Annotated in this window: 16 protein-coding genes; 10 read left to right on the top strand and 6 right to left on the bottom strand. The window is 41.2% G+C overall.

Annotated features, from left to right (window positions below):
* Positions 1-60 precede the first annotated feature (60 nt).
* The gene (locus MHH58_RS09875) at positions 61-327 is read right to left on the bottom strand and encodes a hypothetical protein (protein ID WP_115885366.1); all 267 of its coding nucleotides are present in this window, start codon (positions 325-327) and stop codon (positions 61-63) included.
* Between the two features lie 112 nt (positions 328-439).
* Here MHH58_RS09875 and MHH58_RS09870 point away from each other — a divergent pair, with 112 nt between their 5' ends.
* The 7 genes from MHH58_RS09870 to MHH58_RS09840 all read left to right on the top strand — a co-directional run bounded on the left by MHH58_RS09870 (position 440) and on the right by MHH58_RS09840 (position 7,320).
* Positions 440-1,279, top strand: a complete 840-nt coding sequence (locus tag MHH58_RS09870) for an alpha/beta hydrolase (RefSeq protein WP_135098623.1) — start codon at positions 440-442, stop codon at positions 1,277-1,279.
* Complete coding sequence (locus MHH58_RS09865; protein ID WP_135098621.1) at positions 1,279-1,869, top strand: nitroreductase family protein; 591 nt, start codon at positions 1,279-1,281, stop codon at positions 1,867-1,869. The genes MHH58_RS09870 and MHH58_RS09865 overlap by 1 nt, the downstream gene beginning before the upstream one ends.
* Entirely contained in the window at positions 1,870-2,034 is a 165-nt protein-coding gene (locus MHH58_RS09860; RefSeq protein WP_162842315.1) for a hypothetical protein, read from the top strand.
* 117 nt (positions 2,035-2,151) lie between these two features.
* Positions 2,152-3,504 (top strand): polysaccharide deacetylase family protein, encoded by a 1,353-nt coding sequence (locus MHH58_RS09855; RefSeq protein WP_341345791.1) that lies wholly within the window; start codon positions 2,152-2,154, stop codon positions 3,502-3,504.
* The gene (locus MHH58_RS09850) at positions 3,501-4,796 is read left to right on the top strand and encodes a putative glycoside hydrolase (protein WP_341345790.1); all 1,296 of its coding nucleotides are present in this window, start codon (positions 3,501-3,503) and stop codon (positions 4,794-4,796) included. The genes MHH58_RS09855 and MHH58_RS09850 overlap by 4 nt, the downstream gene beginning before the upstream one ends.
* Before the next feature lie 280 nt (positions 4,797-5,076).
* Positions 5,077-6,504, top strand: a complete 1,428-nt coding sequence (locus MHH58_RS09845; protein WP_341345789.1) for a purine-cytosine permease family protein — start codon at positions 5,077-5,079, stop codon at positions 6,502-6,504.
* A gap of 111 nt (positions 6,505-6,615) precedes the next feature.
* On the top strand, positions 6,616-7,320 hold the full coding sequence (locus MHH58_RS09840) for a DUF421 domain-containing protein (RefSeq protein ID WP_341345788.1): 705 nt from the start codon (positions 6,616-6,618) through the stop codon (positions 7,318-7,320).
* A gap of 72 nt (positions 7,321-7,392) precedes the next feature.
* Here the strand turns inward: MHH58_RS09840 and MHH58_RS09835 are convergent, their stop codons facing one another.
* From MHH58_RS09835 to MHH58_RS09825, 3 genes are all read right to left on the bottom strand, one after another.
* Entirely contained in the window at positions 7,393-8,625 is a 1,233-nt protein-coding gene (locus tag MHH58_RS09835) for a dicarboxylate/amino acid:cation symporter (protein ID WP_341345787.1), read from the bottom strand.
* Entirely contained in the window at positions 8,603-9,469 is an 867-nt protein-coding gene (locus tag MHH58_RS09830) for a prephenate dehydratase (RefSeq protein WP_341345786.1), read from the bottom strand. The genes MHH58_RS09835 and MHH58_RS09830 overlap by 23 nt, the downstream gene beginning before the upstream one ends.
* Positions 9,470-9,789: 320 nt before the next feature.
* Positions 9,790-11,508: an ABC transporter ATP-binding protein gene (locus MHH58_RS09825; protein ID WP_341345785.1), complete on the bottom strand. Its 1,719-nt coding sequence runs from the start codon at positions 11,506-11,508 to the stop codon at positions 9,790-9,792.
* Positions 11,509-11,668: 160 nt separating this feature from the next.
* On the opposite strand from MHH58_RS09825, the gene MHH58_RS09820 reads away from it, so the two are divergent.
* From MHH58_RS09820 to pepT, 3 genes are read left to right on the top strand one after another with little or no spacing between them, the layout of a single operon-like run.
* The gene (locus MHH58_RS09820) at positions 11,669-12,727 is read left to right on the top strand and encodes a D-alanine--D-alanine ligase family protein (RefSeq protein WP_341345784.1); all 1,059 of its coding nucleotides are present in this window, start codon (positions 11,669-11,671) and stop codon (positions 12,725-12,727) included.
* 16 nt (positions 12,728-12,743) lie between these two features.
* Positions 12,744-13,250 (top strand): GNAT family N-acetyltransferase, encoded by a 507-nt coding sequence (locus MHH58_RS09815; RefSeq protein WP_135098607.1) that lies wholly within the window; start codon positions 12,744-12,746, stop codon positions 13,248-13,250.
* An 18-nt stretch (positions 13,251-13,268) separates the two neighbouring features.
* A complete protein-coding gene (gene pepT / locus MHH58_RS09810) occupies positions 13,269-14,489 on the top strand; it encodes a peptidase T (RefSeq protein ID WP_135098605.1) in 1,221 nt (406 codons plus the stop codon).
* 23 nt (positions 14,490-14,512) lie between these two features.
* On the opposite strand, the gene MHH58_RS09805 is transcribed toward pepT, so the two are convergent.
* Both MHH58_RS09805 and MHH58_RS09800 read right to left on the bottom strand, forming a co-directional pair.
* Positions 14,513-15,994 carry an MDR family MFS transporter gene (locus tag MHH58_RS09805; protein WP_135098603.1) on the bottom strand — a complete coding sequence of 494 codons (1,482 nt, stop codon included), beginning with the start codon at positions 15,992-15,994 and terminating at the stop codon, positions 14,513-14,515.
* A 72-nt stretch (positions 15,995-16,066) separates the two neighbouring features.
* Positions 16,067-16,243, bottom strand: coding sequence for a hypothetical protein (locus tag MHH58_RS09800; RefSeq protein WP_162842317.1), 177 nt, complete (start codon positions 16,241-16,243; stop codon positions 16,067-16,069).
* Positions 16,244-16,312 lie beyond the last annotated feature (69 nt).

Here is a 16,312-nt window from a genome sequence, read left to right as displayed (position 1 = left end):
TTAAAAAATCGCACTTGACTCCTCCGGGAGAACAAGTGCGATTTTTAAATTGGTTAAATTTTATATAAAGAAAACCATATGTATCAGCGTCGGAATAACAAAGCTGCCGATAAAAATCATATAGTAAAGATCCGGACGGTCACCTTCTTTTGCAAATTTATGTGCAAGCATTCTGAACACTACTGATGCGACGAAGGCAAAAATAACGAAAGCAAAAAAACCGGTCGTATAATAAATGAAATTAAAGTAAATTAATGCGACAAACATAATTAGATATAAGAGAAAGCCGCATGTAAATGAGAGTATATATTTTTTCTGACTGGACATAATAGCACCTTTATAATTAGTATTACCATCAATAATATATTAACCTTTTAAGATATGCAATTTCCCGGCGGAAAGGTTATAATTTCAAGTAACAGAGATTGGAGAGATGATTATGTCATTTGTAAAGTACATTGAGTCGAAAGACGGAACGCTGCTTTATGCGAAAGTACAGACGACAGAAGTGCCTGAAACAGCGAAGGCGACAATCATTATTGTCCATGGTCTTGCGGAACATTTGGGAAGATATGATGATATCGCAAGTGTGCTGATGCAAAAAGGATTCAATGTCATCCGCTATGATCAGCGCGGACACGGTCATTCTTCCGGCGAAAATACTTTTTATTCAAAAGTTGATGAGATTACAGATGATCTCGGTGCTATAGTACTCTATACAAGAAAGCTTCTGCCGCAGCAGCAGGTTTTCGTTATCGGCCACAGCATGGGGGGCTATACAGCTGCTCTATACGGCACCAAGTATCCGCGAAAAATTGACGGGTATGTTACATCCGGCGCGCTGACACGCTATAACCACGAATTGTTTGCGGGCATTCCTGTCGGGCTCGACAGCAACGATTATATTAAAAATGAACTGGGCGAAGGACTATGCAGTACAGAAATTGTTCTTAAACATTACGTTGAGGATGCGCTGAATAAAAAGGAGATATCTGTCGGACTGATCCGGACGCTTGAAAAAGGTATCGAGTATTTAAAACTTGAAGCTCGAGATTTTAAAGATCCAGTGCTTATTCTTCACGGAGAGAACGATGGGCTTGTAGCTGTTCAGGATTCAGTGGAATTTCATGATGAAATATCTTCAGAAGATAAACAATTAATCATTTACCCTGAACTCGAGCATGAAATATTTAACGAATTTACTATGAAGACAGAAATTTTCAATACTGTCATCAGCTGGATCGAAGAACGTCTGAAAAGTGCGGAGGAAGAAAAATAATGAATATTACAGATGCGATACAAACGAGGCGGAGTATAAAAATATTTAAGGATATTGAACCGGTTAGTAAAGAGGTTGTTGAACAGCTGCTCCAGGCGGCGATTATGGCTCCTAACCATCATCATACCGAGCCGTGGAAGTTTTTTGTGCTGCAGGGAGACGGACGGCTTCCCCTCTCGCGTGTGCTTGCTGAATGGGCAAAAACGCGGGTGGATGATCCTGCAAGCGAAGCGGGACAGAAACGCATTAAAAAAATCAGCGGGAAGCCGCTTATTGCACCCACGGCAATTGTCGTTGCACTGAGTCCAAAACAGGACAGTAAAAAAGCAATTTACATTGAAGATGTGTCGGCGGTTTCCGCTGCAGTCCAGAACATTCTTCTTGAAGCACACGGTCTTGGCCTCGGTGCAATCTGGAAGAGCGGTCCGGCATATTATGCCGCTCCCGTTAAAAATTACTTTAAACTGACGGATGAGGAAGAAATTTTAGGTGTTATTTTCGTCGGGGAATCGGATATGAAGAAAAACCCGGAACCTAAACGAATTCCTTTTGAAGAGAAGACCGTATGGATTACAGAGGATGAGAAGTAAATGAAAAAAGCAGCCATTCTCTTATTTTTAACAGCGACTCTGCTGATGTTCAGCGTGGGTACTCTTATTCCTGTGGAGTATAACTTTATCGTGTACCTGGCAGTGTTGATATTATTCATTGCGGGGATGTACTGCAGTGTAAGTATTGATCCGGATTCCAAGTGAAATAAGTGTAAAATATGCATTTTTTATATTTAAGAGGGTAACTTCATTATATGGAGCTGCCCTTTTTTATATTGGAGGAATATTTTATTAAGTAAATTTGGAAAGCGGGTGTTATCGATGAGGAAATACATAATAGTTATGCTGTTTACTGCAGCTGCGGTCATACTTGGTGCCTGCGGTAGTCCGGAAAATAAAGTCTTATCAAACATTGAAACTATTGAAGAAAATACTGTGCCGGCACTGACCGACACCATTCAGAACATTATTGACCGTGAAGCGGAAATGTCCGCTTTGTTTAATACTTCGGTGACTGATGAAGAGCTGTCTGACTTTAAAAATGACCAGTCACCGCTCTATGAAAACCTAAACCAGCGCAGTGAACTGGCAGCAGGTCTCACGGAGATTGAAGAGGAACTGAAGAGTATGTCAGAAAATATCGGTTCTGCCGATGTCAGCGAAAGCGAAGAACTGAAAGAAGAACAAGTCCAGCAGTTAGCGGAAACAGTAGAGAAGCTTGGTGAAAGTATTAAGAATGTGCGGGAGGGCTATGAAAATGTCAGCAGTACAGAAACTGCCTTTTTTGAATCTCTTGCAAGCGAGAATGCTGATTATAATACATTGAATGAAGGCATCACGGAAGTTAATGAAGTTCACGGGGAAGTCGCAGCATACTATCAGTCGATTAACGAGCAGCTGCAGGCATTTCAAAACGGCAGTAATGAGATGAAGAACGCACTTGGTGAAAAGACGGCAGGCAGTGAAAAATCAGCACAGGTAGAGACTGGGACAACTGACGTAAAAACAGAAGAGAGCGCATCTCAAAAACTGTATACGGTAGACCCTGAAACGTCTGCGATAGTGCCGTCTTCGGAGGAAGCCGAACCGGCTGCTGTACTGCTTACGATAGACGATGCTCCGGATGAAAATGCAGTAGCTATGGCTCATACATTAAAAGAACTCGGTGCCCCTGCCATATTTTTTGTTAACGGCATGTTTATCGAGTCGGAAGAAGGACGGGAAAAGCTGAAAGAAATTCATGAGCTGGGTTTCGAAATCGGAAATCATACTTATAACCATTTTAATATGCAGGAGATTACTCCTGAAGATACTGCACTTGAAATAATCGATACAAGCGACCTGATTGAAGAAGCGGTCGGGGAGCGGCCGAAATATTTCAGAGCTCCGTTCGGGGTCAACAGTGAAGCATCCATCAGTACAGCAGAAAAAGAAAACATGACAGTTATGAACTGGACATACGGTTTTGACTGGGAGCCTGAGTATCAGGAAGCGGAATCACTCGCGGATATTATGGTAAATACTGAGATGCTCGGCGATGGGGCAAACTTGCTAATGCATGACCGTACATGGACCAGCGAGGCGCTTCGGGATATCGTTAACGGTCTTAGAGACAAAGGCTATACGCTGATTGATCCGAAAACAATCGATACTGAAGGCGGGGTGACTGAATGAGCACGAGAAAATTTTTAATTATGGTCGGAGGAATTCTTGCAGTACTGTTTTTACTGCTTGCGCTGGCAATCAGAGGAGAGACAGGCAGCAGTGAGCCTGAAACTGCAGAAGAGACAGCGGCAGAAAATGCTGCAGAGGAAAGTGAAGGTGAAAGCACGGCACCGGAAGAAACAGAAAAGCCTCTTGCTGAGCTGGATTTAAATGACGGCCCTCTGTATTCGCTTAATGAGAATACAACACCTGTATTTCAGCATCAGTCCGGCGTTGATATTGCTTATCCAAAAGAAGGAGTAAAAGGTATATTTGTAACTGCTTTTTCCGCAGGCGGAGAGAGGATGCAGGAATTGACAGAACTCGTCAATAATACGGAATTAAACTCTATGGTTATCGACGTTAAAGAAGATATCGGTGATATTATGATGCCGCTTGATGTCGATAATGAAGTTGCACAGGCCCACATGTATGATTATGTTAATCCGGAAGTATTGATGGAGACACTTGAAGACAACGAGATTTATCCGATCGCGCGTATTGTTGTCTTTAAAGATTCGAGGCTTGCTGCGGAACGTCCGGATTTATCTTATCAAAACAGCGATGGAACAGTATGGCAGAACGGAAGCGGGGAAAGTTTTGTCAATCCGTTTGTTAAGGAAGTCTGGGATTATAATGTGGACATTGCCATAGAAGCAGCCAAGCTCGGATTTAAAGAAATTCAGTTTGACTATGTGAGGTTCCCGGAAGCATTTGAAACTCTCTCTTCTGAACTTACTTATGATTTTGGAGAGTATGCAGATACTGAAGCTGATGAGGTGCAGCAGAGAGTAAATGCTGTAACGGACTTCGTCGCTTATGCGAATGAACAGTTAAAACCTTATGATGTCGATGTATCAGTAGATGTTTTCGGCTATGCAGCTACCCAGCAGGAAGCGCCGGGGATTGGCCAGAACTTCTCTCAAATTGCCGATAATGTTGATATTATATCATCGATGATATACCCGTCGCACTGGGGCACAGGTGCATTTGGCTTTGATACGCCGGATACAGAACCGTACGAAGTAGTTAACCAGTATATGAAAGTGGAAAATGAAGTGCTTGGGAAACTTGAAGAACCGCCGAAATCGAGACCTTGGATTCAGGACTTTACTGCATCATATCTCGGACCGGGTAATTATATAAATTACGGAGCGACAGAAGTGGAGGCTCAGATTGAAGCATTAAAAGATAATGGTGTGGAGGAATATTTATTATGGAATGCTCAAAATACTTACTCGGAAGGGGCGAAATATAAATAAATTTCATGAAAGAACCTTGCCGGGAAAAGCCAGTTCCGGCAAGGGTTTTTTTGTATATATACTGTATAAGTTTTAGTGCATTATTTCAAATAGATTATGCATTTTGAAATTAAATTTCAATAAGAATATAGTAGTATACTTTCATTTTAATTGTCAATATACATATTATGTCGACTATATAGTGTAAAAATATACATAAGAGCTTGATTTCTTCGCGAAAAGAGTGTATAGTGTAAAAGTCGCCTTAATATAAAGTTTCATAAGATTGGAGAGGATAATTATGAGGTCTGAGGAAACAGCAGATCAGCAGATTGAAACGACCGAGAGTGACCACTCATTATCTAAAGTTCCATATAACGAACGTAAAATGGGATGGCTCAGTATTACCAACATTACTTTTGGTATTGCTACAGCAATATTCTACTTCCAAATAGGGAGTGTTATGGCACTGCAGTTCGGTGCAATTAATGCTCTGATATCAGCAGCATACGCAATTATCGTTGCAGGTATCATGGGTACAGTTATCGTTTACCTGTCAGCACGATCGGGAATGAACGTAAACTTAATGTCGCGGGGCGGAGGCTTCGGCTACATAGGTGCGTCATTAACATCTTTAATATATGCTTCTAACTTTATTATGTACTGTGCACTTGAAGGTATGATTCTCGTGTTTGCAGTACACGAATTCTTCCCTGTAATTCCTGTATGGCTGCTCATAGTCGTATTTGGAACACTCGTTATTCCACTTAACTGGTTCGGAATTAAGCAGCTCGATAAATTACAAAAATGGTCATTGCCAATATTCTTTGTGTTTTTAATTACAGCAATTGTAGTGTCATTCATGACACCGTCAAAATATGACGGCGCATTCTGGACTTATATGCCGGAAGGAATGCAGGTTGGAGGAACGGCACTGTTATTATGTATTGGTATGCAGCACGGAATCATTGGACTGACTGCACTTATAGCATCAGACTACGCACGTTTCTTAAAACCGAGCCATATTAAAGGCGGATCATTTGCAATCGGGTTTATTCCGCAGATTTTCTGTTACGGTGTAATGGGCGGACTTGGTATATGGTTTGGAGTGCGTTTAAATGAACCGAACCCGGGTGTATATATCGTACACTTATTAGGTATCGGCGGTGCATTATTCACAATGCTCACACAGGTCCGTATTAATGTAACTAACATCTACAGCAGTTCTTTATCATTATCAAACTTCTTTGAAAACGTTGTAAACTTTAAACCGGGCCGCAGATTCTGGGTCGTGGTTGCAGGTGTTGCAGCAATGGTATTAATGCTCGGCGGTATTACCGATCATTTAGATGCAGCATTAACATTCCAGGGTGTCTTTCTGATGTCATGGGCAGCGATTTTGGTTACTGATTTCCTCGTAGTAAAACGGATGATGAAAATTGGGCCCGGCTACTATGAAGAACGCCAGGAATATTTATATAAATGGAACCCAGTGGGTGTCTGGTCTCTGATTATTTCAAGTCTGCTGGGAACAATTGCAGCACTTGGCTACATGGGTCCATTCATGCAAAGTACAGCAGCATTCTTTGCGGCACTGCTGGCAGCGGTACTCACAATTGTTATTGCTTATATTACTAAAGGTAAGTATTATCTGAACGATAATGCTGAGAAAATCAATGACATTGATGAAAGAGATATTCTCGTGAAATCAAAAGCGGGAGGAAAATAATAGAATACACAACAAAGGAGGCGGTTTCTCAAAGGAAGCCGTCTCTTTTTGTTTTGAATACATAAGCAGGGGTACTTCTATAAGTACAGAGATATCTTTTAGCATTTAAGAATGAAGCGAGGTAGGAAAATGGAAGATATGCTGATGTATGCAATGAAATTAACCTTAGGTTTAATAGGAGTCATGATTGTTCTTAAATTGATCGGGAAAAAAGAGCTTGCTCAAGTTACTCCTCTTGATTTTGTTTATGCTCTGATACTTGGAGGCATTATAGAAGAATCATTGTATGATGCGACCGTGCCCGTTTATGAGATGCTGTTCTCTATATTTTTCTGGGCGCTGCTTATATTTGTTTTAGAAAAATTTGCTTTAAAAAGCCAGAGATTTAAAAGTATTTCACAAGGAGATCCACAGCTGCTGATAAATGAAGGTCATTTAGACAGAAAGATAATGGATGAAAATAATATGGACGTTGATGAAGTGCGGATGCTGCTGAGAATGAAAGATGTATTTTCTCTAAGTCAGGTGAAATACGGAATACTTGAAGAAAGCGGAGAGCTTTCAGTGATGCAGTATGCACGCGAAGAAGCGCCGACACGAGTTGAAATAATGAAGGAGTACAGTGAGAACGTCCTGCCGGAGCTACTGATAGACGGAGGCAAGGTCGAGCATCAGAGACTCAAAAATATTAATCGGGATGAATCCTGGTTAAGGGAGAACATCAAAAAAGAAACCGGAGCGGATTTGGAAGACGTATTTTTCGCGGAGTGGGATGAAGAGAATGGCTTCTTTATACAAAAGAATGATGATAAATAGACAAAACCGTCCGGAAGAATCGTGTTCCGGACGGTTTTTTGAATATTGGATTCAGTGATTATGCGCAAATATTTAAGCCTTTGCGCTGATACTTCTCTTATTATGACGGCGTTTTTCTGATTCATCAATTAAAATTGCCGCTGCCGCGTCACCGGTTATGTTCATCGTAGTGTAGGCCATATCGAGGATCCTGTATATAGCGGCAATCGGACCCATCAGTTCAATTGGGAGGCCGAGCAGTGTCAGGAATGATGCACCGAGTACAATTCCGCCGCCCGGAATACCCGGTGCCGCCATATTAATTACTGTGGCGATAATAACGAGATAAATAATCTGGCCGACCCCGAGAGGTATATTGTAAAAGTCAGAAACGAATACAGCGAGCAGACTGAAAGATATTGCTCCGCCGGCCATGTTTATTGTTGTTCCAAGAGGAACGACAAAATTTGTAATCGATTCGCTGACTTTAAAATCATTCTTTGTCACTTTGATAGTGGTGGGCATCGTGACAGCAGAGCTTGTTGTGGCAAGTGAGACGAGCCAGACCTTGTAAATGCCTTTAAGAAGCTCAGCAGGAGTGAGGCCCGTGTATATCCATATCGGGATAAGCATTACTATAATAAAGGCTATAATGCATGATGCATACGCCGTGACAATATAGAGTCCGAGAGAAGAGAATATACCTGCTCCGTATTCTGCTACAGCGAATGCCATGAGAGAAATAATCCCGAACGGCGTCAGCTCCATAATGTAATTGAGCACTTTAAATATTACTGACGAGAGGCTGTTGATAAAATTTTTCACAGGCTCCGCTTCTTTTCCTACGGCGACAATAGCAATGGAAAAAATAACAGTGAAAGTAATAGTCGCAAGTATGTCACCTTCAGTCAGAGCCATAAAAAGATTATCGGGAATAATATTCATAAAGAAATCTTCAACAGAAGGAGAAGTAACTTCTCCGTCATAGCCGCTTGTGCCGATATTAATGTGTTTCCCGGGTCTGACAATATATGAAATCAGAAGTCCGATCGCTGCTGTAGCAACGAACATTACTACGAATACAGAAACACTTTTAAATCCGATTCTCCCCAGATCCTTACCGCTGCCGATATTAATAATACCTGTAGAAACCGCAACAAAAATAATAGGAATAATCATTGCCTGAATAATATTTAAATAAATATCGCCGATAAATTTAATTTTTATCGAAAACTCAGGCAGGAAAATACCAAGCAGTATACCGAGACCGAAACCAATTGCGATTCTTGTGAATAAATGATTTTTACCTGTTAGTATGTTCTTCATTCTGAATCACTCCTTCATACTCCGGGATGAGTCCTTTATCATAACTGCCGAGAATATTAATATACGACGTTTCTTTTGTCAGCACAGAGAGCGCGGCATCGAAATTCGGACGGTCTACATCGTTTTCAATATCGATAAAGAAACCGTAGGAGAATGGTTTGTTTTGTATCGGTCTGCTCATTAAATAGAGCAGGTTGATATTATATGTTTTAAAAATATCCAGAATGCCGCTTAAGGAACCGGTGCTGTGATCAGATTCTATGTACAGTGATGTTTTTTCATGCAGAATTTTTTCGCTCAGCTCTTTTGTGAATATTAAAAAGCGCGTCGTATTAAGCGGATTATCACTGATATTTTCACGGACGATATTCATGCCGTACATTTCAGCGGCATGGCTGCCCGCAATACTTGCAATTGTTTCGTCCTCTGATTCTTTAACCATATGTACAGCACCTGCTGTATCGCTGAATTCCTTCACTTCAATATTTGGGTACCGGCTTAAATATGTGTAGCACTGTTCCAATGCTTCCGGATGCGAGTATACTTCAGTTATTTTATCTAGCGTAATTGGATTTTTGGAAATAAGTGCATGGTCTATTTTCACATATACTTCTTTAACTGCTTTTACATCCAGATATTTCATCAGATCTATTGTTCTTGTAATCGGTCCGCTTGTTGAGTTTTCAACAGGCAGCGCAATGTAATCCACTTCGTCGTTTAAAAGTGCTTCAACAAGCAGTTTAAATGTCATATAACCCTCCGCTGTATACTCTTCACTTCCGGCATATGCTGCGCATGCAAGTGTGCTGTAGCTGCCTTCTACGCCCTGATAACCAATTTTCATTTGAAACACTCCTTATTTTTAATATTAAAAAAGACCAGATTGGATTCTGTTAACAGAAGTCCAATTGGCCTGGTAAAAGTAAATATAAAAAACCAGCCAATCAGATTTTTTCTAATGGCTGGTTTTCTGCATCATTAATTCAGCCATCATAGATCAGGTTTCGCCTGCATCCACGATGGAATACAGACGCTATCTAAAATAGCTGAAAAAGTCTTTATTTAATTGTGATATTTTTATTGCGGATAACATAAAAATCACTCTCATTAATTAAAGTTTTAATAATGTTAATTAGTCTAACAATTAAGAATTCTTTTGTCAATTTATATTTGGCTGAACTGAGCCTGATGAAGTCCTTTATATACACCGCTGTCGAGTGACAGGAGCTCTTCATGGGTGCCGCTCTCAGCGATACCGTCTTTTGTTACGACCATAATACGGTCTGCATTTTTAATTGTTGCGAGACGATGGGCGATAACGAGTGTTGTGCGTCCTTCGGCAAGACGATTCAGTGCATCCTGAATATACATTTCCGTCGCTGTATCAAGTGCACTGGTTGCTTCATCAAGAATTAAAATCGGCGGGTTCTTTAAGAACATGCGTGCAATCGCAATACGCTGTTTCTGTCCGCCTGACAGTTTAACACCGCGCTCGCCGACGATTGTTTCAAGTCCGTCCCTGTAACTGTCGACAAGTTCTTTCAGCTGTGCTTTTCGAAGTGCATCGTAGACTTCCTCGTCTGTTGCATCGGGTTTGCCGTAAGCGACGTTTTCTTTCAGTGTGCCTGCAAATAAGAATACATCCTGCTGCACTGTGCCGATATTTTCCCGGAGTGAGGACAGTGTTAAATCTCTAATATCTGTGCCATCAATCTGAATGCTGCCTTCCGACACATCATAGAAACGGGGAAGCAGCGAGCACAAGGTAGTTTTTCCGGCTCCGGAAGGTCCGACAAAAGCAATCGTTTCACCCGGAGAAATATTAAATGATATATCAGTCAGTACATTTTTTTCTTCGTATTTAAAAGTCACGTTGCTGTATTGAATATCACCTTTCACATTCGCCAGTTCAAGCGCATCTTCTTTTTCCTTAACATCGGGCTGTACCGCCATCGTATCGAGAAAATGTTTAAAGCCTGCAATACCGTTTGGATATAATTCAATGACGGCATTAATTTTCTCGAGTGGTTTAAACAGGACATTCGAAATTAAAATAAATGCTGCGAATTCACCGTAAGTCAGCTCTCCGCGCATAACGTAATAGGCACCTGCGATAAGGATGAAAACAGTGACCAGCCGCATCAGCATATAAGTGCTGGAAGTGTTGAAAGACATAATTTTGTACGCTTTTAACTTTGTGGCTCTGAAGCGGTCGTTGATTTTTTTAAATTCTTCAAGTTCCTGATCTTCGTTTGCAAAAGCCTGAACCAGACGGATGCCGCCGATTTTATCGCCGATTAGATGGTTAAATTCAGATACGCGGCCAAAGAGCTCACGGAAGGCGACAGTCATTTTTTTGTTGAAGTAAATTGCGATAACTAAAATTAATGGAACAATAATAAACGCGATAATTGCGAGTTCGGGATGGATATAGTACATAATTCCGAAAGCGCCGAGCAGCGTCATAACCGCAATAAATAAATCCTCGGGTCCGTGGTGCGCCATTTCCCCGATGTTCATCAGGTCATTTGTTAAGCGTGTTAACAGTTTCCCGGTTTTTGTATTATCAAAAAATCTAAACGATAACTTTTGTATATGTCCATACAAATCATTCCGGATATCACGCTCGATATTGGTTCCGAGCATATGTCCCCAGTATGTTACGATAAACTGCATCAATGTGTTAAACAGATAAATAAGCACTAATCCCAGAGCAGCGATTAATATCCACTGCCAGTTGCCGGTAGGCAGCAGTTCGTCTATGAACATGCTGACGATTACAGGAAATGCGAGTTCCAGCAAACCGACGATAACAGCAGATAGAAAATCAACTGTGAATAAGACTTTATAAGGTGCGTAATAAGATAAAAATTTCTTCACCATGCCCCATCCTTTTTTATGTAATATAAACAATTAAATTATACCACTATTAAATTTTTAGAGGTCGCGATAAATAAAAAAACAATGTTATAAAAAATTAACTTCTAAAGCAAATTGGTGTAAAATCAAGTGTACAGAATAAACAGATTTGAGGAGCTTACATATGAAGAAAATAAACGTTGGTATTATATACGGCGGTAAATCGACAGAACACGAAGTATCAGTGCGTTCTGCGAAAAGTGTATTTGAAGCGCTGAATAAAGAAAAATATAATATCAGTCTGATTAATATTACCAAACAGGGTGAATGGCTCCTGGCAGCTGATAATAAAAAAATAAAACCGCTCGATAATGCAAATAGTAAGAAAATATCAGTTATACCGTCCGAGGGATTGACAGCTGACGGCCAACGGATTGAACTCGATGCAGTACTGCCGATTCTGCACGGCACAGCAGGTGAAGACGGCAGCATCCAGGGACTTCTCGAACTTGCTGAGCTTCCGTATGCAGGATGCAGTGTCCGCAGTTCAGCAGTATGTATGGACAAAGATATGACGAAAAGACTCCTTGAACTAAAAGGGATTAAAGTCGCACCGTCAATTGTACTGAACTACTATGAAAAAGACGGACATACATATGAGCAGGCACGTGAGCAGCTCGGTGTGCCGATGTTTGTCAAGCCGGTCAACCAGGGATCATCAGTCGGCGTGTCAAAAGTTTCGGATGAACCGTCATTTTATAAAGCGCTGGATTCGGCGTTCTCATTCGATACGAAAGTAATGATTGAAAGCGGCATCGAAGGACGTGAAATCGAAGTGTCTGTTCTCGGTAATGAAGAACTGTTCGTCTCGGTTCCCGGTGAGATTGTGTCGCAGACAGACTTTTATTCATACAGTTCAAAATATCTGGATGAAAACGGGGCGCTTTTAAATATCCCGGCGCAGCTGGAAGAAGAAGAAATGCAGCGGATTCAGCAGATTGCATACGATACTTTCAAGGTACTTGACTGTGAAGGTATGGCAAGGGTGGATGTGTTTTTAACTCCGGATGGAGAGGTTATCGTTAATGAAGTCAATACACTGCCCGGTTTTACAAGCATCAGCATGTATCCGAAGCTGCTCGAAGCTTCAGGGATTCCCTACAGCGAAACACTGGACAGGCTGATTGAACTGAGTCTTGAAAGATATGAACGCTCTGAAAGATTGAAAACAGATATTTCTTAAATAAGGAGATGAATGTATGATAATTCGTCTGGCAGTGCCGGAAGATGCGGCAGGTATTGCGAAAGTTCAGGTTGAAAGCTGGAATACTACTTATCCGGGTATAGTGCCAAAAAGCTACCTCGACAGTCTCGATGTAAAGAAGAGAGAGAAAATCTGGAAACAGGCTGCCGTAAATCAGCCGCTCTACGTCGCTAAACTGGATGATGAAATTGTCGGTTTTGCAATTGGCGGTGAAAACAGAGACAAGGATACATATCCGGGCTTCGACGGCGAATTATACGCGATCTACTCTTATGAGCACGTACACGGACGAGGGATAGGGCGTGCTTTGTTCGAACACACAGTACAAAATCTCGCAGCACGCGGCTACAAAAAAATGGTTGTTGCAGTCCTGTCGGAAAATCCTGCAGTGAATTTTTACAGGCATATGGGCGGATATTACCTTGGAAAAGAAACGATTACAATAGACGGTATATCCATAGAGGAATCATTTTACGGTTATGATGATATTAATAAAATATAAGAAGAGGGGATGAAGATAGTGAAAGAAGAATTAATCGAACGCTTATCAAGGTACGCAAAAATTGATACACAGTCCGATGCATCAAGCGGTACAGTACCATCAACTGACAAACAGTGGAATCTGCTGAGAGAACTCGAGACAGAACTTAATGCAATCGGCATGAGCGATGTTAATTTAGATGATAAAGGATATCTTTTTGCAACACTGCCTGCAAATGCTGAAAATAAAAAAACAATCGGTTTTTTAGCGCATGTAGACACCGCAACAGATTTTACGGGAACAAATGTTAAACCGCAGCTCGTAAAATATGAAGGCGGCAGTGTTGTTTTAAACGAAGCGCTTAATGTTGTACTGACACCGGAACAATTTCCGAATTTAAATAATTATCAGGGACATACATTGATGACTACAGATGGTACAACTCTGCTCGGTGCCGATAATAAGGCGGGTATCGCAGAAATAATAACAGCTGTGGAATACTTAATCGGTCATCCGGAAATAAAACATGGAACAGTAAAAGTCGGATTTACACCTGATGAAGAAATCGGCAGAGGACCGCATGACTTCGACGTTGAAAAATTCGATGCTGATTTTGCATATACTGTCGACGGCGGCCCGGTCGGTGAGCTGCAGTACGAAAGTTTTAATGCCGCAGGAGCAGCAGTAAAAGTAATTGGAAACAGTGTTCATCCAGGAACGGCGAAAAATAAAATGGTGAATGCTGTCCGTATTGCTGCGGATATAATTAGTTCTTTTGATGCTGCTGATACACCTGAAAAGACTGAAGGCTATGAGGGGTTCAATCACATATTAAACTTCAGCGGTGACGTAGAAACAGCGGAATTCAGTATGATTATCCGGGATTTTGATACATCAACATTTAAAGAACGCAAAGAAACAGTGGAACAGAAAATAGATGAATTCCGGGAAAAGTATCCGGAAGCAAAAATAGAACTGGAACTGAAAGATCAGTATTACAATATGAAAGAAGTTATCGAAGAAGATATGACAATTGTAAGCCTGGCTGAAGAAGCCATGAAATCTTTAGATATTGAACCTGTTATTGAGCCGGTTCGCGGCGGTACAGATGGTTCGCAGCTGTCTTATAAAGGATTGCCGGCACCAAATATTTTTACAGGCGGAGAAAACTTCCACGGCAAATTTGAATTTGCATCTATTGATGATATGGAAAAATCAGCGAAGACAATTATAAGAATTATCGAGCTTAACGCAAAATAAAAAGACAAAAAAATCAGCAGAGATTAATCTCTGCTGATTTTTTTCTTGTCTTCATTTATAGGGCGTGCTCTGGCAATCGATTTGCCGATTGTATCCGCTGAACTTGACTGCTTCAGGAAGAAGGCAGCGACAAGTGCGAGGAATAAGAAGCCTGTGCCGACGAGAAAGGCAAGGTTGATGCCTTCCAGTGTCGCCTGGTTAATCATCGCTTCTGTCGGGCTATCCATCTTGTTTACAGTAATATTTGTGTATGTCTGCATTACTGTTATCAGAAGCGCGATACCAATTGAACCGCTGACCTGGTTCAGCATGCTGTTGAGTGATGAACCGTGCGGAGTCAGATGCGCCGGCAGCGAGTTCATACCGTTGGTCATGACAGGTGTGTTGACCATTGTCATACCAAGTGCACGAATCATATAGATCGTTAATAAATACGTAAATGATGTATCTATTTCGAGACGGCTCAAAAAGAAAGTTGTGACAACAGCCAAAGCAAGGCCGGTAATTGCCATTGTTTTTGGACCGTACATATCAAACAATTTACCTGACACAGGACTCATGAATCCCATAATCAAAGCTCCCGGAAGCATTAAAAGACCGGTGTCGAGCGGACTTAATCCTTGAATATCCTGCATGAAAATAGGAATTAAGATCATTCCGGCAAATAGAGCCATGTTTGCTGCGCCGATAATCAGCGAAGCGATAGTATACATTGGATACTTGTATACTCTGAAGTCCAGCATTGGAAACTCTAATTTAAACTGTCTGATTACATAGAGCGTAATGCCGGCAATACCTAGGAGCAGAGGAATTAAAACGCTCGAACTGGCGAGACCGTTTTCTCCTGCAGAGCTTAACCCGTAAAGCACGCCCCCGAAACCGATAGTTGACAGAATGATAGACATAATATCTATATGGGCTTCGCGTTTCTGCTGAATTTCCGGCAGCTGCCAGAAACCGACGACGAGTACGATAATCAGCACTGGAATCATCATGTAGAACAGAACATGCCATGAGTAATTTTCAACTACGATACCCGATACAGTCGGTCCGATTGCCGGGGCGAAGAACATTACTAAACTGAATAGACCCATCGCAGTACCGCGTTTATCAGGCGGGAAACTGCTGATCATAATATTCATTAAAAGCGGCATGAGCATTGCTGAACCGGAAGCCTGTATCATCCGGCCGAGAATAAGAACGATAAAAGCAGGAGAGAATCCGGCGACGATTGTCCCGAGGAGAAACAGCGACATTGCGGTTAAGAACAATGTTCTGGCGCTGAATTTCTGCATCAGATACGCCGTGGTCGGTATAATAATACCGGAGACCAGCATATAGGATGTAGAAACCCATTGTACAGCTGAAGTTGAAATCCCGAAATCATTTTTGATTGCAGGAAGTGCGACGTTTAAAAAAGTGTTCGATAAGAACGAGATGAAAGCACCGGATAATAAGATGATAATTAATTTGTAATCCGGTTTTTTTTGAGATGTTTCAGACATTTATTTTCCCCTTTACCTTGAAATCAATTTAACTATTATACCCTATATTAAATATAATTTCACTAAAAAGATTTATCCGATACGATTATCAATCTGAATATAAACAAAGAAACCTATTGTTGCACCTAGTAATACGGAAATCGGCAGCGCATACGTATCAGGAATGGATGGTAAGAAAGTTTCAATAATCCAGTGGATTCCCAAAAAGCATAACGCCATAATAACGATAGAAACTAAAACACGCGTCATAATTATCCTCCTTATGAAAATAACTGTATCTTTAAATCTTAACAAACCTTAAGGTGGACATGTGAGTAA

This window comes from Jeotgalicoccus sp. FSL K6-3177 (assembly GCF_038050175.1).
GTDB lineage: Bacteria > Bacillota > Bacilli > Staphylococcales > Salinicoccaceae > Jeotgalicoccus > Jeotgalicoccus nanhaiensis.
Note: the sequence above shows the minus strand (reverse complement) of the source record. Positions and strands in the feature narration are given on the sequence as shown.